This window comes from Enterobacter sp. RIT418, from assembly GCF_003057745.1.
Taxonomy (GTDB): domain Bacteria; phylum Pseudomonadota; class Gammaproteobacteria; order Enterobacterales; family Enterobacteriaceae; genus Enterobacter.
This window is the reverse complement of record NZ_QBJD02000002.1, coordinates 192,726-217,960: the sequence shown is the minus strand read 5'-3', so window position 1 is coordinate 217,960 and position 25,235 is coordinate 192,726. Positions and strand designations below refer to the sequence as shown.

Below are 25,235 nucleotides of genomic sequence, written 5' to 3'. Positions count from 1 at the left end.
CCGACGAATCGTAACAGGATTAACTATGAAAAAGTCTTTAGCGCTGTTCACCCTGCTGGCAGCTTCATTTACCGGCTTTGCCCATGCTGACGATGCCGCGATTAAACAGTCTTTGACCAAGCTGGGCGTCACCAGCAGCGATATTCAGCCTGCGCCGGTTGCCGGGATGAAAACCGTGTTAACCAACAGCGGCGTGCTGTACGTGACCGAAGACGGTAAGCATATTATTCAGGGCCCAATGTACGACGTCAGCGGTGCGCAGCCGGTCAACGTGACGAACCAGCTGCTGATGAAAAACCTGAACGCGCTCGAAAAAGAGATGATTGTTTATAAAGCGCCGCAGGAAAAACACGTGATTACCGTGTTCACCGACATCACCTGCGGCTACTGCCACAAGCTGCACGAAGAGATGAAAGACTATAACGCGCTGGGCATTACCGTGCGCTACCTGGCCTTCCCGCGCGCGGGCGTTAACAGCCAGCCAGAGCAGGACATGAAGGCAATCTGGTGTGCGAAAGATCGCAACAAGGCGTTCGACGATGCCATGAACGGCAAAGGCGTGAAGCCAGCCTCCTGTGATATCGACATTGCCAACCACTACGCGCTGGGCGTGCAGTTTGGCGTGAACGGTACGCCAGCGATCGTGCTGAGCAACGGCTCCGTGGTGCCGGGATATCAGGGTCCGAAAGAGATGAAAGAGTTCCTCGACGCGCACCAGAAACAGCTTGGTGGTAAATAATCAGCGTGAAAGCACCGATAAAATTGCGCCGCCGCGAGGCGGTTGATGATGCTGATTTACCCGCGGAGCTCCCGCCGCTGCTCAAGCGGCTCTATGCCAGCCGCGGCGTAAAAAACGCTGACGATCTTGAGCGAAGCGTGAAGGGGATGCTGCCCTGGCAGAAGCTGAGCGGCATCGAAAAAGCCACCGAGATGCTCTACAACGCGTTTCTCGACGGGACGCGCATTGTCGTTGTCGGTGATTTTGATGCCGACGGCGCCACCAGCACCGCGCTGAGCGTGCTCAGCCTGCGCGCGCTGGGCTGCGACAGCGTCGCCTACCTTGTGCCAAACCGCTTTGAAGACGGCTATGGTCTTAGCCCGGAAGTGGTCGATCAGGCGCACGCGCGCGGCGCGCAGATGATCATGACCGTGGATAACGGGATCTCTTCTCACGCGGGCGTCCAGCGCGCGCATGAGCTGGGGATACCGGTGCTGGTTACCGATCACCACCTCCCCGGCGATACGCTGCCGGAGGCTGAAGCCATCATTAACCCCAACCTGCGCGACTGCGATTTCCCGTCGAAATCGCTGGCGGGCGTTGGCGTGGCGTTTTATCTGATGCTGGCCTTGCGCACGCTGCTGCGCGATAAGGGCTGGTTCGAGTCTCGCGGCATCGCCGTACCCAACCTCGCGGAGTATCTGGATCTCGTCGCGCTCGGTACCGTAGCGGACGTCGTGCCGCTGGATACCAACAACCGTATTTTGACCTGGCAGGGCCTGAGCCGCATCCGCGCGGGCAAATGCCGGCCGGGCATTAAGGCGCTGCTGGAGATTTCCAATCGCGATCCGCAGAAGCTGGCGGCAAGCGATCTCGGCTTTGCGCTTGGCCCACGCCTGAACGCGGCCGGAAGGCTGGACGATATGTCCGTGGGCGTCGCGCTGCTGCTGTGCGATAACATCGGCGAGGCGCGCGTGCTGGCCAACGAGCTGGACGCGCTTAACCAGACGCGTAAAGAGATTGAACAGGGGATGCAGGCCGAAGCGCTGACCCTCTGCGAAAAGCTGGAGCGCAGCGCGGATACGCTGCCCGGCGGTCTGGCGATGTATCACCCGGAATGGCATCAGGGCGTCGTGGGCATTCTGGCTTCCCGCATCAAAGAGCGTTTCCACCGTCCGGTCATTGCCTTTGCGCCAGCGGGAGACGGCACGCTGAAAGGCTCTGGCCGTTCCATTCAGGGGCTGCACATGCGCGACGCGCTGGAGCGTCTGGATACGCTTTATCCCGATCTGATGATCAAGTTCGGCGGCCACGCCATGGCGGCGGGGCTGTCGCTGGAAGAGGCAAAGTTTGACGAGTTTCAACGCCTCTTCGGCGAGCTGGTCACCGACTGGATTGACCCGGCGCTTTTGCAGGGCGAAGTGGTCTCCGACGGCCCGCTGTCCGCGGCCGAAATGACCATGGAGGTGGCGCAGATGCTGCGCGATGCCGGCCCGTGGGGGCAAATGTTCCCCGAGCCGCTGTTTGACGGGCGTTTCCGTTTGCTGCAGCAGCGCATCGTGGGCGAACGCCATTTGAAGGTGATGGTTGAACCGGTTGGCGGCGGCCCGCTTTTGGACGGCATTGCATTTAACGTCGACACCGCCATCTGGCCGGACAACGGCGTGCGTGAAGTTGAGCTTGCCTATAAGCTCGATATTAATGAGTTTCGCGGCAACCGCTCTCTTCAGCTCATCATCGACAATATCTGGCCAATTTAGCGTCAGTAATCTCTATAAAAAAGAGCGTGGATTCGGTACAATCCCGCTCTTATCACCGCATTTTTACAAGCTCATAAAAGAAAACAGACCATGTTTGAAATTAATCCGGTAAAAAACCGCATTCAGGACCTCACGGAGCGCTCCGACGTTCTTAGGGGGTATCTTTGACTACGATGCCAAGAAAGAGCGTCTGGAAGAAGTAAACGCCGAGCTGGAACAGCCGGACGTCTGGAATGAACCCGAGCGCGCACAGGCGCTGGGCAAAGAGCGTTCCTCTCTCGAAGCCATCGTAGATACGCTGGACCAAATGTCCCAGGGGCTGGAAGATGTGTCCGGCCTGCTGGAGCTGGCTGTTGAAGCTGACGACGAAGAAACCTTTAACGAAGCCGTAGCGGAACTCGATGGTCTGGAAGAGAAGCTGGCGCAGCTGGAGTTTCGTCGCATGTTCTCCGGCGAATACGATAGCGCTGACTGCTATCTCGATATTCAGGCAGGTTCTGGCGGTACCGAAGCGCAGGACTGGGCCAGCATGCTGACGCGTATGTACCTGCGCTGGGCCGAAGCGCGCGGTTTCAAAACCGAGATTATCGAAGAGTCTGAAGGTGAAGTCGCGGGCCTGAAATCCGTGACCATCAAAATTATTGGCGACTACGCCTACGGCTGGCTGCGTACCGAAACTGGCGTTCACCGCCTGGTGCGTAAGAGCCCGTTCGACTCCGGCGGCCGCCGCCATACGTCGTTTAGCTCCGCGTTCGTTTACCCGGAAGTTGACGAAGATATCGACATCGACATCAACCCGGCGGACCTGCGTATCGACGTCTATCGCGCATCCGGCGCGGGCGGTCAGCACGTTAACCGTACGGAATCTGCGGTGCGTATCACCCACATTCCGACCGGGCTGGTGACGCAGTGCCAGAACGACCGTTCACAGCATAAGAACAAAGACCAGGCCATGAAGCAGATGAAAGCGAAGCTTTATGAGCTGGAGATGCAGAAGAAAAATGCTGAGAAGCAGGCGATGGAAGACAACAAGTCAGACATCGGCTGGGGCAGCCAGATCCGTTCTTACGTCCTCGATGACTCCCGCATTAAAGACCTGCGTACCGGTGTAGAAACCCGTAACACGCAGGCGGTGCTGGACGGCAGCCTGGACCAATTTATCGAAGCAAGTTTGAAAGCAGGGTTATGAGGAACCAACATGTCTGAACAACAAGCACAGGGCGCTGACGCGGTAGTCGATCTTAACAACGAACTGAAAACCCGCCGCGAGAAGCTGGCCGCGCTGCGCGAGCAGGGCGTGCCGTTCCCGAACGATTTTCGTCGTGACCACACCTCAGACCAACTGCACGCAGACTTCGACGCTAAAGAGAACGAAGAGCTGGAAGCGCTGAACGTCGAAGTGGCCGTTGCGGGCCGCATGATGACCCGTCGTATTATGGGTAAAGCGTCTTTCGTGACCCTGCAGGACGTTGGCGGCCGCATTCAGCTGTACGTCTCCCGTGACGACCTGCCGGAAGGCATCTATAACGAGCAGTTCAAGAAGTGGGATCTGGGCGATATCCTCGGCGCGAAAGGTAAGCTGTTCAAAACCAAAACCGGCGAGCTGTCTATCCACTGTACCGAGCTGCGCCTGCTGACCAAAGCCCTGCGCCCGCTGCCGGATAAATTCCACGGCCTGCAGGATCAGGAAGCGCGCTACCGTCAGCGTTACCTGGACCTCATCTCTAACGATGAATCCCGCAAGACCTTCAAAATTCGCTCCCAGATCATGGCCGGCATCCGCCAGTTCATGGTGAACCGCGACTTTATGGAAGTGGAAACCCCAATGATGCAGGTGATCCCTGGCGGCGCGTCCGCGCGTCCGTTCATCACCCATCACAACGCCCTGGACCTCGACATGTACCTGCGCATCGCGCCGGAACTGTACCTGAAGCGTCTGGTGGTCGGTGGTTTCGATCGCGTGTTTGAAATCAACCGTAACTTCCGTAACGAAGGTATCTCCGTTCGCCACAACCCAGAGTTCACCATGATGGAACTCTATATGGCTTACGCGGATTACAAAGATCTGATCGAGCTGACCGAATCCCTGTTCCGCACCCTGGCGCAGGACATTCTGGGCACCACAGAAGTACCTTACGGTGAAGAGGTCTTCGACTTCGGCAAGCCGTTTGAAAAACTGACCATGCGCGAAGCGATCAAGAAATACCGTCCGGAAACCGACATGGCCGAGCTGGACAACTTCGACTCTGCGAAAGCCATTGCGGAAAGCATCGGTATCAAGGTTGAGAAGAGCTGGGGTCTGGGCCGTATCGTGACCGAGATCTTCGAAGAAGTGGCCGAAGCGCACCTGATTCAGCCGACCTTCATCACCGAATACCCGGCTGAAGTGTCTCCGCTGGCGCGTCGTAATGACGAGAACCCGGAAATCACCGACCGCTTCGAGTTCTTCATCGGCGGCCGTGAAATCGGCAACGGCTTTAGCGAGCTGAACGATGCGGAAGATCAGGCGCAGCGCTTCCAGGATCAGGTTAACGCGAAGGCCGCAGGCGACGACGAAGCAATGTTCTTCGACGAAGACTACGTGACCGCGCTGGAGCACGGCCTGCCGCCAACGGCTGGCCTGGGCATTGGTATCGACCGCATGGTGATGCTGTTTACCAATAGCCACACCATCCGCGACGTGATCCTGTTCCCGGCGATGCGTCCGGTGAAATAAGTTTTCAGGATATAAAAATGCCCCGTGCGATTATCGCCGGGGCTTTTTTTATTTGGCTGCGAAGGCTCTGAGCGCGTCGCGGGCAGCGTTCGCTTCCAGCACCATCCACGGGCTAAAGGCCCACGGCGTGGCGTCCAGCGCCTGAAAAAGCGCCTCCGGATCGACCCACTGATATTCCATTACCTCGTCGGGATTGATAGCTAAAGGGCTGGTAATGCGGGCGGCAAATACCGGGCACACTTCGTTTTCGACGATGCCGGACGGATCAATTTTACGGTAGCGAAACTCAGGCGCGACGGGAGTGATATCGACGATCGCTGCGCCAATCTCGTCGCGGCAGCGGCGAACGATCGCCATCTCAATCTGTTCACCTGACTGCGGATGGCCGCAGACGGAGTTTGTCCAGACGCCGGGCCAGGCTTTTTTGCCCATGGCGCGTCGTGTGACCAGGCATTCGCCCTTTTCGTTAAACAGCCAGGAAGAGAAAGCCAGGTGCAGCGGGGTGTCTGCTGTGTGGGCGGCGTATTTTTCCTGGGTGCCGATTACCTTTCCCTGCTCATCAATCAAAATGACGTGTTCTTGAATGCTCATTCTTGCTCCAGTGCCGTAATGCCGAATGATGCTGCGCTTATTACGCACGGGAACAGGCCCGCACAGCGTCAGAGGCTGCTTTATTATACGGCATTCCCGTGCAAACGGGTTGGCACACTGAGCGGAAAAGGGCATGACCTGTATCCGCGAGGGCTGCTATCATAGTGCGCCATTCACCCCGAGCGAGGAGCCGTTTTGTTTGCAGGAAGCCTGACCAGAAACCCCATTGCTGCTATTTTCTGCCTGTTGCTGACGCTGGTTCTGGCGGGATGCTCGGGAAGCAAATCATCGGATATGGGCAGCTACTCTGGCGCGGTGTACACCGTTAAGCGCGGTGACACGCTGTACCGCATTTCGCGGATGACGGGCACCAGCGTAAAAGACCTGGCGAAAATGAACAATATCTCCGCGCCTTACACCATTGAGGTTGGGCAGAAGCTGAAGGTTAACGGCAAATCATCCGCTGCAAAAAAATCGACGTCGTCTAAAGGCAAAACCGCAAAAGTCACTCCGTCCTACGCCGTGCCGAAATCCTCCTGGCCGCCGGTAGGGCAGCGCTGCTGGCTATGGCCCGCGAGCGGGAAAGTGGTTATGCCGTATTCAACCTCTGAGGGTGGGAATAAGGGCATTGATATCGCTGCCGCGCGCGGTACGCCTGTTTATGCCTCCGGGGCAGGGAAGGTCGTCTACGTCGGCAACCAGCTGCGCGGGTATGGTAATCTGATCATGCTTAAGCACGGTGAAGACTACATCACGGCCTATGCGCATAACGACACAATGCTGGTGAATAACGGTCAGAACGTGAAGGCGGGGCAGAAGATTGCCACGATGGGCAGCACGGGAACGGATTCGGTGAAGCTGCATTTCCAGATTCGCTATAAGGCGACGGCCATCGATCCGCAGCGTTATCTTCCGCCGCAGGGCAGCAACCGCTGCGCTAAGTGATTATTTAATCACCGGTTAGAAGCAATGAAGGCTTGTCTGAAAATGCGTAAGGTCTATAATGCCTTACGCACCTCAACGCGGGCGTAGTTCAATGGTAGAACGAGAGCTTCCCAAGCTCTATACGAGGGTTCGATTCCCTTCGCCCGCTCCAGATTCTTCCCCAATTCTTGCGTAATCTCCTGCCGCAGCTTTAACTTACTCGTCATCGAGAATTAACGCCCCTTCTTCGCCTTATTACCAGGATGCTACCGCTTCCCCAGCCGATAAACCGGAACGTGTCTCGTTGTGCCCGTCAGGCTATCAAAGACCTCTGCTTCGTGCGTTTCAATCGTCATGCCTTTTTTACGTAGGTACAGCACATCCGCCGCGATACGCTGCAGGCCAAACCAGAACAGTCCGTCCAGCGCTGAAACCGTCAGGCCTTCATCAAGGGCGCGTTTCAACCGCTCGCGCGGGGCTTTCAGCTCTTTGGCAATCTGCTGATAGGGCGCAGCGGTCGTCCCGGCGGAGTCCACGCGGCGGATGCGGGTCACCAGCCGATACTGAAATTCTTCCGGCATATCGCTCATGTTTGCCTTCAGGCTCCAGATACAGCCAAAACGCTTGCCGTTGAACAGGGCGCTTTTACGATTGATTTGGAATTTATCCTTAAGCCCGGCAATGAGCTGCGGGGTGCGTATCAGCAACAGCCGGAAAGGCAGCTCAAAGCTGGTGACATAATCCATGTTCAGCAGCGCGATGCGCAATCTTTCCTCCGCGCCTGCCTGAGACTGACGGCATTCGTCCAGCACTTCCATCCACTGGCGAGCGCGCTCGGGCGTCTCGTTTAGCTCGGTAAAATGGTACTTTTCTATCTGATAATCAATCCGTTTTATCATAGCGTGACGTGTGGTGTGTTTGCCGATTGCGGGTTACTTTATCAGCACCACCTGCGGGCAGGAAGTGCGTTATTGATGCTTCCGCTTACGCGCTATGCTTACCTGAGATAAAAACAACAGAGGCAATGTGATGGATAAAGAGCTACTGGATGCAGGCTACCGGGCCTACACCGGTGAAAAAATTGACGTCTACTTTAACACCGGCATCTGTAAGCACTCGGGGAACTGCGTGCGTGGGAGCGCGGCGCTGTTCAACCTCAAGCGCAAGCCGTGGATCATTCCAGATGAAGTTGACGTAAACACGGTCGTACGCGTGATCGATACCTGCCCGAGCGGTGCGCTGAAGTACCGCCATAAATAAGCGAGGAACCATGGAAATTCTGGAAGGCCATAACACGTTTTACGTGAATGACGCACAGGGCAATCAGGTTGCCGAGATTGTTTTCGTGCCGACCGGCGAGCATCTGAGCATTATCGAGCATACCGACGTCGATGAGAGCCTGAAAGGGCAGGGCGTGGGCAAGCAGCTGGTGGCGAAAGTGGTGGAAAAAATGCGCGGTGAGAACCGCAAGATCATCCCGCTGTGTCCGTTTGCCAGGCATGAGTTTGATAATACGCGGGAATATGACGACATTCGCGCGTAGGTAAAACGACACCGGCGATACAGCCGGTGTTTTTTTATCGCAGTTGTTCAAACAGCAAAATTGCTGCGATCGCCACCATAATCGCACCTGATGCCCGACCCACCACGCGCGCTGCCTGAGGGCGCGTGGTCAGTACCGCTTTTGCGCCATATCCCACCAGCAGATAAACCAGCGTGCAGGTAAAAAGGTGCATAAACCCGAGCGCGGACATCTGCATCGCTATCGACCAGCTTCCTTTTGGGTCCGTAAACTGCGGAAGCAGGGCCAGAAACAGCAAAAACACTTTAGGATTCATGCCGCTAATGCAGAGGCCTTTTACCGCCCACTGGTTCCAGCTGCCATCCAGTCCCTGCGCTTTTTCCGGCGCGGCGGGATGACGCAAAAGCGAGACGCCCAGCCACAGAAGATAGAGCGCGCCTGCGAGGGTCAGCGCGGTAAGCGCCAGCGGGTGGCGGGCAATGACCACGCCAACGCCTGCCACCACGATGAGCGTGGCAAGCAGATGGCCCGATATCAGCCCGATGACCGCAGGCACGACGCGCCGCCCGTTGATACCCGCACTTATGGTGTAGGCCCAGTCCGCTCCCGGCGTCATGATGAGCAGAAAAGACACTACCCAAAATCCGGCCACGATGCTCATTTCCATCGTCTGTAAAACTCCAGTGCTCCTCTCATTCAGTGAGTGAAAGAATAACGATATCCGCGCGAAATGAGCTTTCAATGTTATGCTCGTAATACGGTGAAATTGAGAAAATCTTCTAAATGGACAGCATCGATCGAAAAATTCTTGCGGAGCTACAGTCTGACGGGCGTTTATCTCTCACGGACCTGGCTGAACGCGTGAACCTGAGCCTCTCGCCCTGCCACCGGCGCGTGAGGGCGCTTGAGCAGAGCGGGGCCATTACCGGCTATCGCGCCAATCTCGATCCGGCAAAAATGGGGTTTAACTTTCTGGCTATCGTCTTTGCGACGCTGAAAGAGGGGGACAAGAAGGCGGTTAGCGCTTTTGAAGACGCGGTGGAAGAGATCCCTCAGATCGTGCTGGCGCAGCGCCTGTTCGGCGATCCCGATTATCTGATGCACGTGGTGACCCGCGATCTGTCGGCGTTTCAGCAGCTGTATGACGAAAAGCTGTCGGCGATGCCCGGCGTGCAGCATCTGCGTTCTACGCTGGTGATGAAAACGGTGGTGCAGGACAGGCCGTTTCCGCTGGAAACGCTGGGGCGGGACTAAAATGCGCGCCCGGCGGAGCGTCGGGCGCGGTGGTGATTAGCCGACAAACATCACCGATACGCACAGCAGGCCGACGATCAGCGTCAGCAGGTTGCCGAGGGAACGATACTGCTTAAGCGACGGAATCAGGTACGTTGACAGCGTCGGCATGATGAACAAAATCATGGCGATAAGCGGGCCGCTGATGGCGTAAATCATCGAGATCGCGTTCGGGTTAATGCAGCAGATAGCGAAGGTAATCAGCGACACGATCAGAATCGACATCGCGCGGTTGAACGCGCGGCTCTTCTTCACGCCGGCCTGATTCAGCGACGATTTCACGATCTCCGTCGCCCCCTCAATCACCCCAAAATAGGTTCCGAGGAACGATTTCGACATCGCGATAATCGCCACGACAATGCCGGAAATGCCAAGCCACGCCGGAGAAGAGGGCATCATCGACAGCGCCGACAGAATGGTCACCCCTTCCTCCTTCGCCGCCACGATGTACGACGGTGGAATAGAGAGCAGGCAGCTAAACACGAAGAACAGCACGCTCAGGCAGATGATCAGGTACGCCACCTTCATGATTTTTTTGCATTTACCCATGGCTGCGTCGCCGTATTTCTCGCGACGGTCAACGGCGAACGTCGAGATAATCGGCGTATGGCTAAAAGCGAAAACCATCACCGGGATCGAAATCCACACCTGATGCAGCGTATGCCGATCGAACGAGACCTGGCCGGTCAGCAGCGACGGCTGCCAGCTTCCCGTCAGGTAGAGGGAGACAAACAGGAAATAGGCAATCAGCGGGAAAACCAGAAAGCCCATCACCTTTAGGGTGATATGCCGGCCCATCAGGAATATCAGGTTCAGCACCAGCACCACGCCGAAGCTCACCAGCATGCGCACGGGCGTATCAACCGTTATGCGTTTTGCCAGCTGTTCGGTAAACGAGTTGGTGATCGCCACCGCATAAATCAGCACCACCACAAAGAAGGCGACAAAATAGAGCGTGGTAATCAGATTACCGATTTTCTTGCCGTAGTAGTGGCTGACCGCGCCGGTGATCCCTTCATTCCCCTTGGTCTTTGACGACAGGATGAATTGCGCCAGCGCCTTGTGCGGCCAGTAGGTTAACGGGTAAGCCACGAGGGCGGTAATGAGCAGGACAATCGCGCCTGCGGAGCCTAGCTGAATAGGCAGGAAAAGCGTCCCTGCGCCCACGGCCGTGCCGTAGAGAGCGAAACTCCAGAGAGTCTCTTCTTTTGACCAAATTTTCGACATTAGAGCAACGTATCAACTATAAAACGAACAAAAAGAAGAGCAATTTACCATAATTCTGAAGGGAGAGCGCAGTTGCTTCGAAGGCGTTTGGCCGGATCGGTCGTCCGGCCAGGGGGAGCGTTAGCTTGCCAGGGCGCGTCGCTGCTGGCGTCGCTTGATGACTTTCTCGCGCAGCGTGTCGTATGCCCAGTTATAAAACATGGTGTACGGCAGGAAGAACAGGAAGAAACCAATCTCCAGCGTAAAGGCCTGGAGCAGGGTCACGCCCAGCACGGCGGCAACGATAGACACGCCGATGACGATAAACCCGCACTCAAAGCCCAGCGCGTGCAGGGCGCGCACTTTCGCCGTGCGCTTTACGCGCTGCACCGGCCAGAAGCGGTCAAAGCCGAAGTTGTAGATAATGTTCCATAGCATCGCCGTCGTCGCCAGGATGATGGTCAGCCCGCCCATTTCAACCACGGAGCGCTGCATGAGCCACGCCGCCGTGGGGGCGAGAATGGCCGTCGCGATCCCTTCAAAGCAGACGGCATGGAAGATCCGCTCCGGCAGCTTACGTTGGAGTGCATCTTGTTGTTGCATAGCATTGACCTCATTCATTCGCCGGTATGGGCGGTGTGGGCGCCTATTTTTATCGCAAAAGATGATATATAAAAGATGGTATCCATCGATAAAATAGATACTTCTATGCGCTATTCTCCCGAAGCCCTTACGGCATTTGTTGAAACCGTCGCGGCGGGTTCCTTCTCCGCCGCCGCGCGTCGCCTGCGTAAAAGCCAATCCACCATTAGCACCGCCATCGCCAACCTGGAGGCGGATCTGGGCGTTGAGCTCTTCGACCGCTCGGCGCGCCAGCCGGTGCTTACCGCACAGGGCCAGCAGGTGCTGGGGTACGTGCAGTCGATCCTCGCCGCCAGCGCGCGGCTGGACGAGCTGGCGGTAACGCTCACGGCGCAGACCGAGGCCCGCCTGACGTTCGTGCTCTCCGACACGCTAAACCCGGCCGTGCTGGAAGAGCTGATGACCCAGTTCGACCAGCGCTTTCCGCACACCGAATTTGAGTGCCTGATCGGTGAGGAAGAGGACGTTATCGACCTGCTGCAGAAGGAGCGGGCGCAGGTCGGCCTGACGGAAGCGCGCGACAGTTACCCGATCGGCATCGGCGTGACCCGGCTTCCCATGCAGACCCGAATGGCGATTTACGTCTCAACCACCCATCCGCTGGCCGGGCAGCACGAAACCCAGGCCGACGAGCTGCACGGCTGGCGAGAGCTGCGGCTGAACACCTATCTTGAGCGCGAACCGTCGCTGGCGCGGGGGCCGGTTTGGTCCGCGCCGAACTACCTGCTGCTCCTGAGCATGGCGGTGCAGGGATTCGGCTGGTGCGCTCTGCCCTGCGCGCTGGTGGAAGAATTTGCGGCGTCGAAATCGCTGGTGCAGCTGAACGTGCCCGGCTGGCCGCGTTCGATCGCCATCGATTTGCTGTGGAATAAGCGATCGCCGCCGGGCGTGGCGGGAAGCTGGCTGCGCCAGTATTTGCAGGACGCGCGCTAATCCTTGTGATTAAACTCACTAATTTTAAACAATTGCGTTAATTGTTGATAACAATGCATCTACTATCGTCATGTCATTTTACCCAGAGGTCGTGATGAAAGATGTCGTTATCGTGGGCGCGTTGCGTACGGCCATTGGCTGTTTTCAGGGCGCACTGGCGCGCCACTCCGCCGTTGATTTAGGCAGCGTGGTGGTTAAAGCGCTGGTGGAACGCAGCGGGGTTGCCGCGCATGAAGTCGATGAGGTGATCCTCGGTCAGGTGCTGACCGCCGGCGCCGGGCAAAACCCTGCCCGTCAGGCTGCGCTGAAGGGCGGCCTGCCGAACACCGTTTCCGCCATCACCATCAACGACGTCTGCGGCTCGGGCCTGAAGGCGCTGCACCTTGCCACCCAGGCCATTCAGTGCGGCGAGGCGGAAGTGGTGATTGCGGGCGGTCAGGAAAACATGAGCCGCGCGCCGCACGTGCTCACCGACAGCCGGACCGGCGCGCAGCTGGGCAACAGCCAGCTGCTCGACAGCCTCGTTCACGACGGGCTGTGGGACGCCTTCAACGATTATCACATGGGCGTGACGGCGGAAAACCTGGCGCGCGAGTACGGCATCAGCCGCGAGCTTCAGGACGCCTATGCGCTAAGCTCTCAGCAAAAGGCCCGCGCCGCGATTGATTCCGGGCGCTTTCGCGATGAAATTGTCCCCGTCAGCACCCGGCACCAGAACGGTGAAAGCATGAGCGTCGATACCGACGAACAGCCGCGCACCGACGCCAGCGCGGAAGGGCTGGCAAAGCTCCATCCGGCTTTTGAAATGATGGGATCGGTCACGGCGGGCAACGCGTCCTCCATTAACGACGGCGCCGCCGCGGTGATGATGATGAGCGAAAGCAAAGCGCAGGAGCTCGATCTTCCCGTGCTGGCGCGCATCAAGGCCTTTGCCAGCGTGGGCGTGGACCCTGCGCTCATGGGCATTGCCCCGGTGTATGCCACCCGGCGCTGCCTCGAGCGCGCGGGCTGGTCGCTGGCCGATGTCGATCTGATCGAAGTGAACGAAGCCTATGCGGCGCAGGCCATCTCGGTCGGAAAAATGCTGGAGTGGGACCCGCTGCGGGTTAACGTTAACGGCGGGGCGATCGCGCTTGGCCATCCGATTGGCGCATCGGGCTGCCGGATACTGGTATCGCTCGTCCATGAAATGATGAAGCGTAACGCCCGCAAAGGGCTTGCCACGCTCTGTATCGGCGGCGGTCAGGGCGTCGCGCTGGCTATTGAGCGCTAGACGAAATTCTTCAGCTTAACGAAAGCCTCCCGTTGGGAGGTTTTTTTTACGCGTGAACCATCTTTAAATTTCTGCAGGGTTTGTTTTTAAGAATGTCAAAATTCAAAGTCTTATTAATATATTGTTTTACATAATAAAATTATTTCACCTCAGTTTTTTCTTCCTCTTAGATATCCCTCATTCGTGATCGTCACTACACTTCTGGTATTAAGATGCGGAAAAAATGAAACGATGTTTTAAATGTAATTGAAAAGCCCATTCTCAGCGGATAGTATGTCTCCATCATGAAAACGGAACGTTGTTTCGTTAATTTTTCTGCCTGCGGGCACGGTCAATTCTGGAGGTTAACGTGGACGTCAGACAAAGCATCCACAGTGCGCATGCGAAAACGCTGGATACTCAGGGGCTGCGCGGTGAATTTTTAGTTGAGCAGGTGTTCGAAGCCGACAGGTACACCATGGTCTACAGCCATATCGACCGCATCATTGTGGGGGGCATCATGCCGGTGGCGCAAACCGTCTCCGTCGGCGGCGAGGTGGGTAAACAGCTCGGCGTGAGCTACTTCCTGGAGCGTCGCGAGCTGGGTACGATCAATATCGGCGGCCCGGGCACCGTCACGGTCGATGGACAATGCTACGAGATTGGCCATCGCGATGCGCTCTATATTGGTCAGGGCGCGAAAGAGGTGGTCTTTGCCAGCGTCGACGCCGGCAAACCGGCGAAGTTTTATTACAACTGCGCCCCGGCCCACACGGCGTATCCCACCAAAAAGGTGACGCCTGACGACGTTGCGCCGGTCACGCTTGGCGACGACCTCACCAGTAACCGCAGGACCATCAATAAATACTTTGTGCCGGACGTGCTGGAAACCTGCCAGCTCAGCATGGGGCTGACCGAGCTGGCGCCGGGCAACCTGTGGAATACCATGCCGTGCCACACGCACGAGCGCCGCATGGAGGTCTATTTCTACTTCAACATGGATGACGATGCCTGCGTGTTCCACATGATGGGGCAGCCGCAGGAGACGCGCCACATCGTGATGCACAACGAGCAGGCGGTCATTTCGCCGAGCTGGTCGATTCACTCCGGCGTGGGGACCAAAGCCTACACCTTTATATGGGGCATGGTCGGCGAGAACCAGGTCTTCGATGACATGGACCACGTTGCGGTTAAGGATCTGCGCTAGTCGCGGGCGGTGTTGTACCAATCTGCCTGTTGATGACGGGCGCTGAACGAGTAAGGAACAAACATGATTCTGGATGCATTTTCTCTGCAGGGTAAAGTGGCCGTTGTGTCGGGCTGTGACACCGGCCTGGGCCAGGGCATGGCGCTAGGCCTGGCGGAAGCGGGCTGCGATATTGTGGGTATCAACATCGTTGAGCCTACGGAAACCATTGAGCGCGTGACCGCGCTGGGCCGCCGCTTCCTGAGCCTGACCGCCGACCTGCGCAAAATCGACGCTATTCCCGAGCTGCTGGAACGCGCGGTGGCGGAGTTTGGCCATATCGATATTCTGGTCAACAACGCGGGCCTGATCCGCCGCGAAGACGCGATCAGCTTCAGCGAGCGCGACTGGGACGACGTAATGAACCTGAACATCAAGAGCGTGTTCTTCATGTCTCAGGCCGCGGCGAAGCACTTTATTGCTCAGGGCAACGGCGGCAAGATTATCAATATCGCCTCCATGCTCTCCTTCCAGGGCGGCATCCGCGTGCCGTCTTACACCGCGTCGAAAAGCGCCGTAATGGGCGTCACCCGCCTGCTGGCGAACGAGTGGGCGAAGCACAACATTAACGTGAATGCGATTGCGCCGGGCTATATGGCGACCAACAATACCCAGCAGCTTCGCGCCGATGAACAGCGCAGCAGCGAGATCCTGGACCGCATTCCGGCGGGCCGCTGGGGGCTGCCGGACGATCTCAAGGGACCGATTGTGTTCCTCGCGTCTTCTGCATCTGATTACATCAACGGCTATACCGTGGCGGTGGACGGCGGCTGGCTGGCGCGGTAACTGCTTATGCAGGTATGAACCTCTGCTCCTGAGCGGAGGTTTTTTTTCGCAAAAATAGTCATGATCCATATGGCTCAAGACGAAAAATCCATATCAAAAAAGCATAAATGATGAATATCACAGTTTTAATGCTTATAAATTAGAGGATTAATAAATAGTGGAGGTGTTTCACCGCTCATTGAAATTGTAATGTCCATCACAGATCGCTATGCCACAGCGAAATCATCCATATCTTCGCGGATTCCCGCCTGACACTTTCTCTGGCTTTCTCGTAATTTCATTGCATGTTTTAGCTGTTCAGGCAGGAAATTATGACATCAATAAATGACTCTACCCTGGCGTCGGGCGTGTTACGCGATACCCGCCGCATGAACCAGTTTGTCTCCATTGCCGCCGCGGTTGCCGGCCTGCTGTTTGGTCTGGATATCGGCGTGATTGCCGGCGCGCTGCCCTTTATTACCGATCACTTTACGCTGAGCAACCGCCTGCAGGAGTGGGTGGTGAGCAGCATGATGCTCGGCGCAGCCATCGGCGCGCTGTTCAACGGCTGGCTCTCGTTCCGCCTTGGGCGTAAATACAGCCTGATGGTCGGGGCGATCCTGTTTGTCGCGGGCTCCATTGGCTCTGCCTTTGCGGCGAACGTCGAGGTGCTGCTGCTCTCCCGCGTGCTGCTGGGCGTTGCCGTCGGGATCGCCTCCTATACCGCGCCGCTGTATCTCTCTGAAATGGCGAGCGAAAACGTGCGCGGCAAGATGATCAGCATGTATCAGCTGATGGTCACGCTCGGCATTGTGCTGGCGTTTTTGTCCGATACGTATTTCAGCTACAGCGGCAACTGGCGGGCGATGCTCGGCGTGCTGGCGCTGCCTGCGGTACTGCTCATCGTGTTAGTCATCTTTTTGCCGAACAGCCCGCGCTGGCTGGCGCAAAAAGGGCGTCACGTTGAGGCGGAAGAGGTGCTGCGCATGCTGCGCGACACCTCCGAAAAAGCGCGCGAAGAGCTGAACGAGATCCGCGAAAGCCTGAAGCTCAAGCAGGGCGGATGGGCGCTGTTCAGGGTGAACCGCAACGTGCGCCGCGCGGTGTTTCTCGGCATGCTGCTGCAGGCAATGCAGCAGTTTACCGGCATGAATATCATCATGTACTACGCGCCGCGCATCTTCAAAATGGCCGGGTTTACCACCACCGAACAGCAGATGATCGCCACGCTGGTCGTCGGGCTGACCTTTATGTTCGCCACCTTCATTGCGGTGTTTACTGTGGATAAGGCGGGGCGTAAGCCGGCGCTGAAGATTGGCTTTAGCGTCATGGCGATCGGCACGCTGATCCTCGGCTACTGCCTGATGCAGTTTGACAACGGTACGGCGTCGAGCGGGCTCTCCTGGCTGTCGGTGGGGATGACCATGATGTGTATTGCCGGCTATGCGATGAGCGCCGCGCCGGTCGTGTGGATCCTTTGCTCTGAAATCCAGCCGCTGAAATGCCGTGACTTTGGCATCACCTGTTCGACCACCACCAACTGGGTGTCGAACATGATCATCGGCGCAACCTTCCTGACGCTGCTGGACGCGATTGGTGCCGCCGGGACGTTCTGGCTTTATACCGCGCTGAACGTGGCGTTTATTGGCATTACGTTCTGGCTGATCCCAGAAACCAAAGGTGTGACGCTGGAGCACATTGAACGCAAGCTGATGGCCGGTGAGAAGCTGAGGAATATCGGTTTGTGATGCTGCTGCCCGGCGCCTGCCGGGCCAGTGAAGTATATAGGCCGGGATAGGCGAAATGCCTCCCGGCTTTTTTTCGTGCTTATTGAGTGTTCTTTTCTCTGGGAGTCGAATAGCGATATTTGTACGGCTTATGAAAAATAGGGGTATTCAGAAATAACTACTAAATATGATAGCGACATATCAATTTGGTTTATATGTACTATCAGAAGATTCTTAGTTTCTTGTATCATCAATGAAACTGCACGCTCAGACAGACCGCTTCCCCCCACCGAACAAACAGAAGAATTGATATGTCAGTCATGGACTTCAAAAAAAATACGGATGTGGATTTTCCTCACCACGCCTATGCGGCAAACGATCAAAAAGAGATCGATCTCCTGGGCCTGTTAGACATTCTGCTTGCGGCCAAAAAACGCATCGCCGCCATAACGTTTGCCTTTGCGCTGGCCGGGCTGGTGGTGGCCTTCCTGCTTCCGCAAAAGTGGACCAGTAAATCGGTTATCACTCCGGCAGAACAGACGCAGTGGAACCCGCTGCGCCAGATGCTGGTCTCCCTGCAGGTGCTGGATATTGACGCGAAGGTTTCGCGCGGGGACGTTTTTAACCTGTTTATTAAAAAGTTTCAGTCTCAGTCCCTGCTGGAAGAGTACATGACATCATCGCCGTACGTGATGGCTCAGCTTACAGAGGCTGACGTCGATCCGCTGGAGCTGCACCGTGCGGTGGTCAACATTTCCGACAGGATGAAAGCCGTCGACAATACCCTGGCGAAAGATGCGGACAAAGCGCCCTATGCCTCGTGGACGCTAAGCTTCACCGCCCCAACCGCGGGAGATGCCCAGGCGGTGCTGGAAGGGTATATCAAGTACATCTCCAGCCTCGTGGAGCAGGAGACGATGCAAAATATCCGCAATCAGGTTGCCCTGAAAACCAAAATGGTGGAACAGCAACTGGAGCTGGATCGCGTGCGTTTGACCAATGCCCACAACACCAACTTGCAGCGCCTCAACTACTCCCTCAAAGTGGCGAATGCGGCGGGCATTAAGAAGCCGGTTTACAGCAACGGCCAGGCGGTAAAAGACGATCCGGACTACTCGGTTGCGCTGGGGGCGGACGGCATTGCCCAGAAGCTGCAGATTGAAAAGAACCTGAAAGACGTGGCCGAGCTGAACGCTGATTTCCAGAACCGCGAATATTACCTGACGCAGCTGCAAAAGCTGTCTTTTGACGACGTAGATATTGAGCCGTTTAAATATCAGCTTTCACCGTCAATGCCGATCAAAAAAGACGGCCCGGGCAAAGCGCTGATTATCGTGCTGGCTGCATTCATTGGCGGCCTGCTGGCGTGCGGCAGCGTCCTGCTGCGTGAGGCCATGCGTTCCCGACGCCCGCATGTGCAAAGCGCGGCGGAATAAGCCGTAAAGTGACAAACAAGGCGCTATGCATAGCGCCTTTTTTTATGTCAGAAATAGCTCTCGCTGGAAACGGGCCGCTAAGTTTGCTTCACTGGGGTAAACGTACGGGAGGAACCATGAAAACAATCGGGTTATTGGGTGGCATGAGCTGGGAATCAACCCTTCCCTATTATCGCCTTATTAATGAGGGCGTAAAACAGCGGCTGGGCGGCCTGCACTCGGCAAGCCTGCTGCTGCACAGCGTGGATTTTCACGACATCGAGGCCTGCCAGGCGAGCGGCGAATGGGATAAAGCGGGCGAGATCCTGGCGCAGGCGGCGCTCGGGCTGGAGCGTGCGGGCGCGGAAGGGATTTTGCTCTGTACCAACACTATGCATAAGGTGGCGTCCCATATCGAAACGGCCTGTTCATTGCCGTTTCTGCACATTGCCGACGCAACGGGCCGGGCGATTAGCGCCGCGAACGTATCGCGGGTGGCGCTGCTGGGCACGCGTTACACCATGGAGCAGGATTTTTACCGCGGGCGCTTAAGCAGCGAGTTTGGTATTGAAAGCATCATCCCGGACGAAGCCGACCGGGCGCGCATTAATCAGATTATCTTCGAGGAGCTTTGCCTCGGCACCTTCAGCGAAACGTCCCGCGCGTACTACGTTAGCGTGATTGAAAAGCTGGCGCAGCAGGGCGCGCAAGGCGTTATCTTCGGCTGCACGGAGATCGGCCTGCTGGTCCCGGCCGAGCGAAGCCCTGTTCCGGTATTTGATACCACCGCTATTCACGCCGCGGATGCCGTGGAATTTATGCTGTCATAACGGGTTTGGTCGGCCAGGTAAGCGAAGCGCTACCTGTTTAACATGCTCAATGAGATGTGCGGTAAAGGCATCCACCAGCGCGGACGCCGGGCGGTGCAGCGGACGAATCAGGCTCACGGTAAACGGAACCGATACGCTAAACGGCCGAATCACAATATCGCTTCCGGCGTAGTCCAGCGCCGTAAGCGGGTTAACGACGGAAACCCCGACGCCGGCGCGCACCATGGCGCAAATTGAGGCGGCGCTGTGCGTTTCTACCACCATTCTTCTTTTCACCTGATGCTCCGCAAACAGCGAATCCAGCAGCTGGCGATAGCTGTCGGTTTGCGACAGGCTGATGTAGTTCTCGCCGTGAAAATCTGCGGGCGTTAATTCGCTTTTATCCGCAAGCGCATGTCCGGCAGGCAGGACGCACACCTCGTCTAAAGAGAGCAGCTCCGTGCGCGACGTGCCCGCCGGAGTGACAAGCGTTTCAGTCAGGCCGAGATCGTGGCGCTGCGCGGAAAGCCACTCCTCCAGCAGCGGGGATTCCTGCGGAACGATCGAGAAATTAACGTCAGGATAGCGGGTCAGGAAGGGCTGAAGCATCGACGGTAAAAAGGATTGCGAAAACACCGGCAGGCAGACGATGGACAGCTCGCCCTGGCGAAATTCCCGCAGGCTCTCCGCGGCGCTGACGATTCTGTCCAGCCCGTACCAGGAGCGCTGAACCTCCTCAAACAGGCGCAATCCCTGAACCGTGGGGTGCAGCCTGCCGCGCGCGCGTTCGAATAGTTTCAGATCCAGCACTTTTTCAAAGCGCGCCAGCTCGCGGCTGACGGTCGGCTGTGAAGTATGCAGCATCTGCGCGGCTTCGGTGAGATTGCCGGTGGTCATCACCGCGTGGAAAATCTCAATGTGGCGTAAGTTGATGACGGGCATAGGGCACCTGTGGCAGGAAGTTATCCATATCATTTTTGCATAGACTCGCGAAAAAACGATATTTTTTATTCCCTATTCAGTGTGGCGTAATAGAAAAAAATGACGATCCCCGGAGTACACCATGCCACGCCCGCTTAACCAGACGAAAACTGACCTGAACGCTGAAAACCTGCTGCGCCTGCCGGCCGAATTTGGCTGCCCGGTGTGGGTCTACGACGCGCAGATTATTCGCGAGAAGATCGCCGCGCTGCATCAGTTTGACGTAGTGCGTTTCGCGCAAAAGGCCTGCTCTAATATCCATATTTTGCGCCTGATGCGCGAGCAGGGCGTGAAGGTGGACTCCGTATCCTTAGGCGAAATTGAGCGCGCGCTGGCGGCAGGGTTCGATCCGAAAGCCGATAGCGACGCGATTGTCTTTACCGCCGATCTGATCGACGACGCGACCCTTGCGCGCGTGCACGAACTGCAGATCCCGGTGAACGCCGGGTCGGTGGATATGCTGGAACAGCTCGGGCAGGTTTCACCAGGCCATCGCGTCTGGCTGCGCATCAACCCGGGCTTCGGCCACGGCCATAGCCAAAAAACCAATACCGGCGGCGAAAACAGCAAGCACGGCATCTGGTATGCCGACCTTCCGGCCGCGCTTGCGGTGCTTCAGCGCTACGGCCTGAAGCTGGTGGGCATTCACATGCACATCGGCTCGGGCGTGGACTACGGTCACCTTGAGCAGGTCTGCGGCGCAATGGTTCAGCAGGTGATCGACTTTGATCAGGATCTGGAGGCGATCTCCGCAGGCGGCGGACTGTCCATTCCTTACCGCGAGGGGGAAGAGGCGATCGATACCGATCACTACTACGGCCTGTGGAGCGCCGCGCGCGACAACATCGCCGCGCACCTTGGCCATGCGGTGAAGCTGGAGATCGAACCGGGACGTTTCCTGGTGGCGGAGTCCGGCGTGCTGGTGGCGCAGGTTCGCAGCGTGAAGGAGATGGGAAGCCGCCACTTCGTGCTGATCGACGCGGGCTTTAACGATCTGATGCGCCCGTCAATGTACGGCAGCTACCACCATATCAGCGCGCTGGCCGCCGATGGCCGCGACCTAACCGACGCGCCGCGCAGAGAGACCGTCGTGGCGGGGCCGCTGTGTGAATCCGGCGACGTATTTACCCAGCAGGAAGGCGGAAAAGTGGAAACCCGCTCCCTGCCGGACGTTAAACCCGGAGATTATCTGGTGCTGCACGATACCGGCGCGTACGGGGCGTCCATGTCGTCCAACTACAACAGCCGTCCGCTGCTGCCGGAAGTGCTGTTTGATAACGGCGCTGCGAAGCTGATTCGCCGCCGCCAGACGATTCAGGAGCTGATCGCGCTTGAACGTTTCTGAGTAAAGTACGGCCCCGTTGTTACCGAGTCGCGCAGGACTAGCGTGCCGGTAAACGGCGGGATCGCTTCGACCGGCTGGTTCTTTGCCAGCCGAATCGCCTGATCGATAGCCGTCACGATCATATTATCGATAGGCAAATAGACCGACGAAAGCGCGGGCTCCAGCCACTTCGCGCTCGGCGCGTCGTCAAAACCAAACAGCGAAACGTCCTGTGGGATGCGCAGCCCGGCCTGGTGCAACGCCTTGGACGCGCCCAGCGCCATATCATCGTTGCAGGCAAACAGGGCGCTAAACGTCACCCCTTCGCCAATCAGCTCCTTGCACAGTTCATATCCCCGCGTCATGCCCGCATCGCCATACTTTATGCGTCGTTCATCGAGGCAAATCCCGTGCTTTTCCAGCGCCTTGCGGTAGCCCATCAGGCGCGCCTTCCCGGTCGGGGTATGAATCGGAACGGTAATGCAGGCAATCTCCCGGTGTCCCTGGCCGATCAGATAATCCACCGCCTTAAACGCGGCGTCCTGCTGCTCGAAGAACACGCAGCGATCTGCCGCCTGGCTGACCTCGCGATTGATCACCACCAGCGGCGTTTGCACGGAGTGGATCAGCTTCATGATCGCTTTTTCGCTCATGTAGCGGGTGTACAGCACGATAGCGTCGCACTTGCGATCCGCCAGCATCTGTACGGCCTGCTCTTCAAGCTCGGGCGCATCGTGGCCGTCGGTGACGATGAGCTGTTTGCCGTGCGTTTCGGTCTGCCGGGAGGCTTGCTGCAGCAGGCGACCAAAGTAAAAACCGTCAAAGGTCGACACCACCAGACCGATGCTGTTGCTGGTCTGGTTGGCGAGCGAACGCGCGAGGAAGTTTGGCCGATAGCCCAGCTCTTCCATCGCCTTGAAAACCTGCTGACGCGTACTCTCTTTAACCTGACCCGTGCCGTTCAGCACGCGCGAGACGGTGGCCTTCGACACGCCCGCGCGCAGTGAGACATCCAGCATTGTTGCCATTAGACATTCCTGATTCCACGTAACGATCTGCAGTTTACCACAGACCATCCGGGCCTTAAGCGGCGCGGGAAGGGCAAAAAATCTATCGCGATCACGCTTTTGGAGACGATCCGCCCGAACGGCATAAAGGGTTGAAGGGCGAAGGGGGCATCCTCTTCTGGCACAGCACCCGCTGCGCTGTGCGCTTTAAGACAAAACATGCTGAACGGGCGGGCGATCTTTGGCATGCTACCCGCCTCTCACTCAACAAAAGCCCGATCGAACGGCGGCACTGACCGTCTTGAGCCGTGCCGCTCGTTAAGGAAAAGCCGAGATGAACATTCAACCACTGTACGCCGCACCGCGGTTTACCGAACAGGTCATTGACTGGATCTGGAAAGCCTTCGGCGACGGGCTTCCGCGCGCCTTTTTCCAGAGCATTGTTGAACACAGCCTGACGCCGGACGCGCTGCCGCTCACGTTTATCGCCGTGGAGGGGGAGCGACTGCTGGGCACCGTGGGGCTGTGGCGCTGCGACCTGATCGCGCGTCAGGATCTTTATCCCTGGCTGGCGTCGCTTTACGTTGACGAATCGGCGCGCGGGCAGGGGCTGGCGGGGCGTTTACAGCAGCACGTACAGACGTATGCCAGGCAGGCAGGGTACGCCGAGCTTCACCTCTGGTCAGCCTGCCGTGACTTCTACGAACGTTACGGCTGGCAGTACATCGGTGACGGGCTGGAATACCCGGATAAAACGGTTCATCTGTATCGCTATTCGCTCTGTTCTTCCACGGGGGATGCCACGGAGTGACGGCGGACCAGCGTCGGGCTAAACAGATGCGTAATCTCCGGCGGCGGGCGGTTATCCGCAAGCGCGAGGGCCAGCTCTGCCGCCTGCGTCGCCATGGTTATAATCGGGTAGCGCACGGTGGTCAGGCGCGGTCGCACGTAGCGAGAAACCAGCACGTCATCAAAGCCAATCAGCGAAATCTCTGCCGGCACGTCGATTCCGTTATCGTTTAATACGCCCATTGCTCCGGCGGCCATCGAGTCGTTGTAGCAGGCGATGGCCGTAAAGTTCTTCCCGCGGCCGAGAAGCTCGGTCATCGCCTGCTCGCCGCCGCTTTCGTCCGGCTCGCCGTAAGCCACCAGCCTGTCGTTGCACGGCAGGCCGTTTTCGCGCAGCGCGTCGTAATAGCCCTGCAGGCGATCTTCGGCGTCGGAAATAGGGTGGTTGGAGCAGAGATAGCCGATGCGGGTGTGGCCCTGCTGGATCAGATGACGGGTGGCAAGCCAGGCCCCGTAGCGGTCGTCGAGCGCCACGCAGCGCTGTTCAAAGCCGGGAATGATGCGGTTGATGATCACCATGCCGGGGATCTGCTTCATCAAATGAATCAGCTCGGCGTCGGGGATCATTTTGGCGTGAACCACCAGCGCGGCGCAGCGGTGGCGAATCAGCTGTTCAATCGCCTGGCGTTCTTTCAGTTCGTTATGGTAGCCGTTGCCGATCAGCAGAAAGTTGCCCGTCTGGTACGACACCTGCTCCACGGCTTTGACCATCGCGCCGAAAAAGGGATCGGAGACATCGCCTACGACCAGCCCAATCGTCTCGGTCGACTGCTGGGCCAGCGCGCGCGCGTTGGCGTTGGGGTGATAGTTCAGGGTGTCCATGGCGGTTTGTACGGCCAGGCGGGATGCCTCGCTGGCTTTAGGAGACGCGTTAATCACGCGCGAGACGGTTGCGACGGAAACGCCCGCCAGCCGGGCCACGTCCTTAATTGTCGCCATTTAATACCTTCTTATTAGGGGTAAGCGTTTACACACCAATTAGTGTTGCGGAAAAGCGGCGCGCATTCAAGGGGGACGGGTTTTGAACCTCGACAAACGTGACGCAGAACACCCCGGGCTGGTGTAATCGTTACACATGCTAAGCATGACAAAAGAATGTCAATTAGAACCTTTAGTTACACTTTGCCTCAGGCTGTTGCGATTGTCCGGTAGCCAGCGTCGAGAGCGTGTTGCTAGAGTCGAGATCCCAGAGGTATTGATAGGTGGAATCAGCTCCGGTTGATGAACACGACTTACACCAGCCTGCGTTGATACGCAGGTTTTTTTTTGCCTGAAACTTCAACCTGTAACAGCAAAAGCGAATATTCACACCTGGTTGCATTTCGGTTCATTCCCTTGCGTTTTCCCACTGGCGAAGCCGATAGCGAACGACCACAATCAAGATCCCAGAGGTATTGATTGGTGAGAATTCTTAGTACGGTTTCGTACTCATCTCTTGCACCAGCCTGCGCGGATGCGCAGGTTTTTTTCGCCTCTATTTTTGCTGTCGCTCCCCTATCACTTCTCGTGTAATCTGCCACTCTTTAACCTAACCCCTCACACTGGCTGGCAAAAG

26 protein-coding genes and 1 tRNA gene are annotated in these 25,235 nt (G+C 57.3%); 18 read left to right on the top strand and 9 right to left on the bottom strand.

Going from position 1 to position 25,235, the window contains the following annotated elements; translation table 11 throughout:
* The first annotated feature begins 25 nt into the window (after window positions 1-25).
* The 4 genes from dsbC to lysS all read left to right on the top strand — a co-directional run bounded on the left by dsbC (window position 26) and on the right by lysS (window position 5,194).
* Window positions 26-739 carry a bifunctional protein-disulfide isomerase/oxidoreductase DsbC gene (gene dsbC / locus DBY73_RS03290; RefSeq protein ID WP_112009787.1) on the top strand — a complete coding sequence of 238 codons (714 nt, stop codon included), beginning with the start codon at window positions 26-28 and terminating at the stop codon, window positions 737-739.
* A 5-nt stretch (window positions 740-744) separates the two neighbouring features.
* Entirely contained in the window at window positions 745-2,478 is a 1,734-nt protein-coding gene (gene recJ / locus DBY73_RS03285; RefSeq protein WP_112009786.1) for a single-stranded-DNA-specific exonuclease RecJ, read from the top strand.
* A 90-nt stretch (window positions 2,479-2,568) separates the two neighbouring features.
* Window positions 2,569-3,667, top strand: a protein-coding gene (prfB, locus tag DBY73_RS03280; protein WP_112009785.1) for a peptide chain release factor 2 whose coding sequence is annotated in 2 segments (ribosomal slippage) — window positions 2,569-2,643 and window positions 2,645-3,667 — 1,098 coding nt in all. Because the reading frame shifts where the segments join, the coding sequence is not laid out codon by codon here.
* 9 nt (window positions 3,668-3,676) lie between these two features.
* Window positions 3,677-5,194 carry a lysine--tRNA ligase gene (gene lysS / locus DBY73_RS03275; RefSeq protein WP_112009784.1) on the top strand — a complete coding sequence of 506 codons (1,518 nt, stop codon included), beginning with the start codon at window positions 3,677-3,679 and terminating at the stop codon, window positions 5,192-5,194.
* Window positions 5,195-5,242: 48 nt separating this feature from the next.
* On the opposite strand, the gene idi is transcribed toward lysS, so the two are convergent.
* A complete protein-coding gene (gene idi, locus DBY73_RS03270; protein WP_112009783.1) occupies window positions 5,243-5,785 on the bottom strand; it encodes an isopentenyl-diphosphate Delta-isomerase in 543 nt (180 codons plus the stop codon).
* A gap of 195 nt (window positions 5,786-5,980) precedes the next feature.
* On the opposite strand from idi, the gene actS reads away from it, so the two are divergent.
* Window positions 5,981-6,730 carry an amidase activator ActS gene (gene actS, locus DBY73_RS03265; protein WP_112009782.1) on the top strand — a complete coding sequence of 250 codons (750 nt, stop codon included), beginning with the start codon at window positions 5,981-5,983 and terminating at the stop codon, window positions 6,728-6,730.
* 77 nt (window positions 6,731-6,807) lie between these two features.
* Window positions 6,808-6,881: transfer RNA gene (locus tag DBY73_RS03260), tRNA-Gly, on the top strand.
* A 94-nt stretch (window positions 6,882-6,975) separates the two neighbouring features.
* On the opposite strand, the gene DBY73_RS03255 is transcribed toward DBY73_RS03260, so the two are convergent.
* Complete coding sequence (locus tag DBY73_RS03255; protein WP_112009781.1) at window positions 6,976-7,608, bottom strand: DNA-binding protein; 633 nt, start codon at window positions 7,606-7,608, stop codon at window positions 6,976-6,978.
* A 130-nt stretch (window positions 7,609-7,738) separates the two neighbouring features.
* Between DBY73_RS03255 and yjdI the strand changes: the two genes are divergently transcribed.
* A complete protein-coding gene (gene yjdI, locus DBY73_RS03250; RefSeq protein WP_112009780.1) occupies window positions 7,739-7,969 on the top strand; it encodes a 4Fe-4S mono-cluster protein YjdI in 231 nt (76 codons plus the stop codon).
* A gap of 10 nt (window positions 7,970-7,979) precedes the next feature.
* A complete protein-coding gene (locus tag DBY73_RS03245; protein ID WP_112009779.1) occupies window positions 7,980-8,252 on the top strand; it encodes a GNAT family N-acetyltransferase in 273 nt (90 codons plus the stop codon).
* Between the two features lie 34 nt (window positions 8,253-8,286).
* Here the strand turns inward: DBY73_RS03245 and DBY73_RS03240 are convergent, their stop codons facing one another.
* Window positions 8,287-8,898: a LysE family translocator gene (locus DBY73_RS03240; protein ID WP_112009778.1), complete on the bottom strand. Its 612-nt coding sequence runs from the start codon at window positions 8,896-8,898 to the stop codon at window positions 8,287-8,289.
* A 116-nt stretch (window positions 8,899-9,014) separates the two neighbouring features.
* Here DBY73_RS03240 and DBY73_RS03235 point away from each other — a divergent pair, with 116 nt between their 5' ends.
* Window positions 9,015-9,485, top strand: a complete 471-nt coding sequence (locus DBY73_RS03235) for an Lrp/AsnC family transcriptional regulator (RefSeq protein WP_112009777.1) — start codon at window positions 9,015-9,017, stop codon at window positions 9,483-9,485.
* Window positions 9,486-9,521: 36 nt separating this feature from the next.
* Here the strand turns inward: DBY73_RS03235 and DBY73_RS03230 are convergent, their stop codons facing one another.
* Together DBY73_RS03230 and DBY73_RS03225 are read right to left on the bottom strand one after the other, a co-directional pair.
* On the bottom strand, window positions 9,522-10,751 hold the full coding sequence (locus tag DBY73_RS03230) for an amino acid permease (protein WP_112009776.1): 1,230 nt from the start codon (window positions 10,749-10,751) through the stop codon (window positions 9,522-9,524).
* Between the two features lie 120 nt (window positions 10,752-10,871).
* Window positions 10,872-11,333 carry a multidrug/biocide efflux PACE transporter gene (locus DBY73_RS03225; protein WP_112009775.1) on the bottom strand — a complete coding sequence of 154 codons (462 nt, stop codon included), beginning with the start codon at window positions 11,331-11,333 and terminating at the stop codon, window positions 10,872-10,874.
* Window positions 11,334-11,438: 105 nt separating this feature from the next.
* Here DBY73_RS03225 and DBY73_RS03220 point away from each other — a divergent pair, with 105 nt between their 5' ends.
* The 7 genes from DBY73_RS03220 (at window position 11,439) to DBY73_RS03190 (ending at window position 19,540) form a co-directional block, all read left to right on the top strand.
* Entirely contained in the window at window positions 11,439-12,305 is an 867-nt protein-coding gene (locus DBY73_RS03220) for a LysR family transcriptional regulator (RefSeq protein WP_112009774.1), read from the top strand.
* Window positions 12,306-12,399: 94 nt separating this feature from the next.
* Entirely contained in the window at window positions 12,400-13,578 is a 1,179-nt protein-coding gene (locus DBY73_RS03215) for an acetyl-CoA C-acetyltransferase (RefSeq protein ID WP_112009880.1), read from the top strand.
* 349 nt (window positions 13,579-13,927) lie between these two features.
* The gene (gene kduI / locus DBY73_RS03210) at window positions 13,928-14,764 is read left to right on the top strand and encodes a 5-dehydro-4-deoxy-D-glucuronate isomerase (RefSeq protein ID WP_112009773.1); all 837 of its coding nucleotides are present in this window, start codon (window positions 13,928-13,930) and stop codon (window positions 14,762-14,764) included.
* Window positions 14,765-14,827: 63 nt separating this feature from the next.
* Window positions 14,828-15,589: a 2-dehydro-3-deoxy-D-gluconate 5-dehydrogenase KduD gene (gene kduD, locus DBY73_RS03205; RefSeq protein ID WP_112009772.1), complete on the top strand. Its 762-nt coding sequence runs from the start codon at window positions 14,828-14,830 to the stop codon at window positions 15,587-15,589.
* Window positions 15,590-15,900: 311 nt separating this feature from the next.
* Entirely contained in the window at window positions 15,901-17,316 is a 1,416-nt protein-coding gene (locus DBY73_RS03200; protein ID WP_112009771.1) for a sugar porter family MFS transporter, read from the top strand.
* 290 nt (window positions 17,317-17,606) lie between these two features.
* Entirely contained in the window at window positions 17,607-18,731 is a 1,125-nt protein-coding gene (gene wzz(fepE) / locus DBY73_RS03195; RefSeq protein WP_112009770.1) for an LPS O-antigen length regulator Wzz(fepE), read from the top strand.
* A gap of 116 nt (window positions 18,732-18,847) precedes the next feature.
* On the top strand, window positions 18,848-19,540 hold the full coding sequence (locus tag DBY73_RS03190; RefSeq protein ID WP_112009769.1) for an aspartate/glutamate racemase: 693 nt from the start codon (window positions 18,848-18,850) through the stop codon (window positions 19,538-19,540).
* On the opposite strand, the gene DBY73_RS03185 is transcribed toward DBY73_RS03190, so the two are convergent.
* On the bottom strand, window positions 19,535-20,461 hold the full coding sequence (locus DBY73_RS03185; protein WP_112009768.1) for a LysR family transcriptional regulator: 927 nt from the start codon (window positions 20,459-20,461) through the stop codon (window positions 19,535-19,537). The two genes, DBY73_RS03190 and DBY73_RS03185, sit on opposite strands and share 6 nt — an antisense overlap.
* Window positions 20,462-20,582: 121 nt before the next feature.
* Between DBY73_RS03185 and lysA the strand changes: the two genes are divergently transcribed.
* Window positions 20,583-21,845, top strand: a complete 1,263-nt coding sequence (lysA, locus tag DBY73_RS03180; protein ID WP_112009767.1) for a diaminopimelate decarboxylase — start codon at window positions 20,583-20,585, stop codon at window positions 21,843-21,845.
* Here the strand turns inward: lysA and DBY73_RS03175 are convergent.
* The gene (locus tag DBY73_RS03175; RefSeq protein WP_112009766.1) at window positions 21,815-22,852 is read right to left on the bottom strand and encodes a LacI family DNA-binding transcriptional regulator; all 1,038 of its coding nucleotides are present in this window, start codon (window positions 22,850-22,852) and stop codon (window positions 21,815-21,817) included. The two genes, lysA and DBY73_RS03175, sit on opposite strands and share 31 nt — an antisense overlap.
* Window positions 22,853-23,165: 313 nt before the next feature.
* Between DBY73_RS03175 and DBY73_RS03165 the strand changes: the two genes are divergently transcribed.
* Window positions 23,166-23,642 carry a GNAT family N-acetyltransferase gene (locus DBY73_RS03165; protein WP_112009764.1) on the top strand — a complete coding sequence of 159 codons (477 nt, stop codon included), beginning with the start codon at window positions 23,166-23,168 and terminating at the stop codon, window positions 23,640-23,642.
* On the opposite strand, the gene galR is transcribed toward DBY73_RS03165, so the two are convergent.
* Together galR and DBY73_RS22170 are read right to left on the bottom strand one after the other, a co-directional pair.
* On the bottom strand, window positions 23,603-24,619 hold the full coding sequence (gene galR, locus DBY73_RS03160) for an HTH-type transcriptional regulator GalR (protein ID WP_112009763.1): 1,017 nt from the start codon (window positions 24,617-24,619) through the stop codon (window positions 23,603-23,605). The genes DBY73_RS03165 and galR overlap by 40 nt on opposite strands.
* A 293-nt stretch (window positions 24,620-24,912) precedes the next feature.
* Window positions 24,913-25,200 carry a hypothetical protein gene (locus DBY73_RS22170; RefSeq protein ID WP_181573197.1) on the bottom strand — a complete coding sequence of 96 codons (288 nt, stop codon included), beginning with the start codon at window positions 25,198-25,200 and terminating at the stop codon, window positions 24,913-24,915.
* Between the last annotated feature and the right edge of the window lie 35 nt (window positions 25,201-25,235).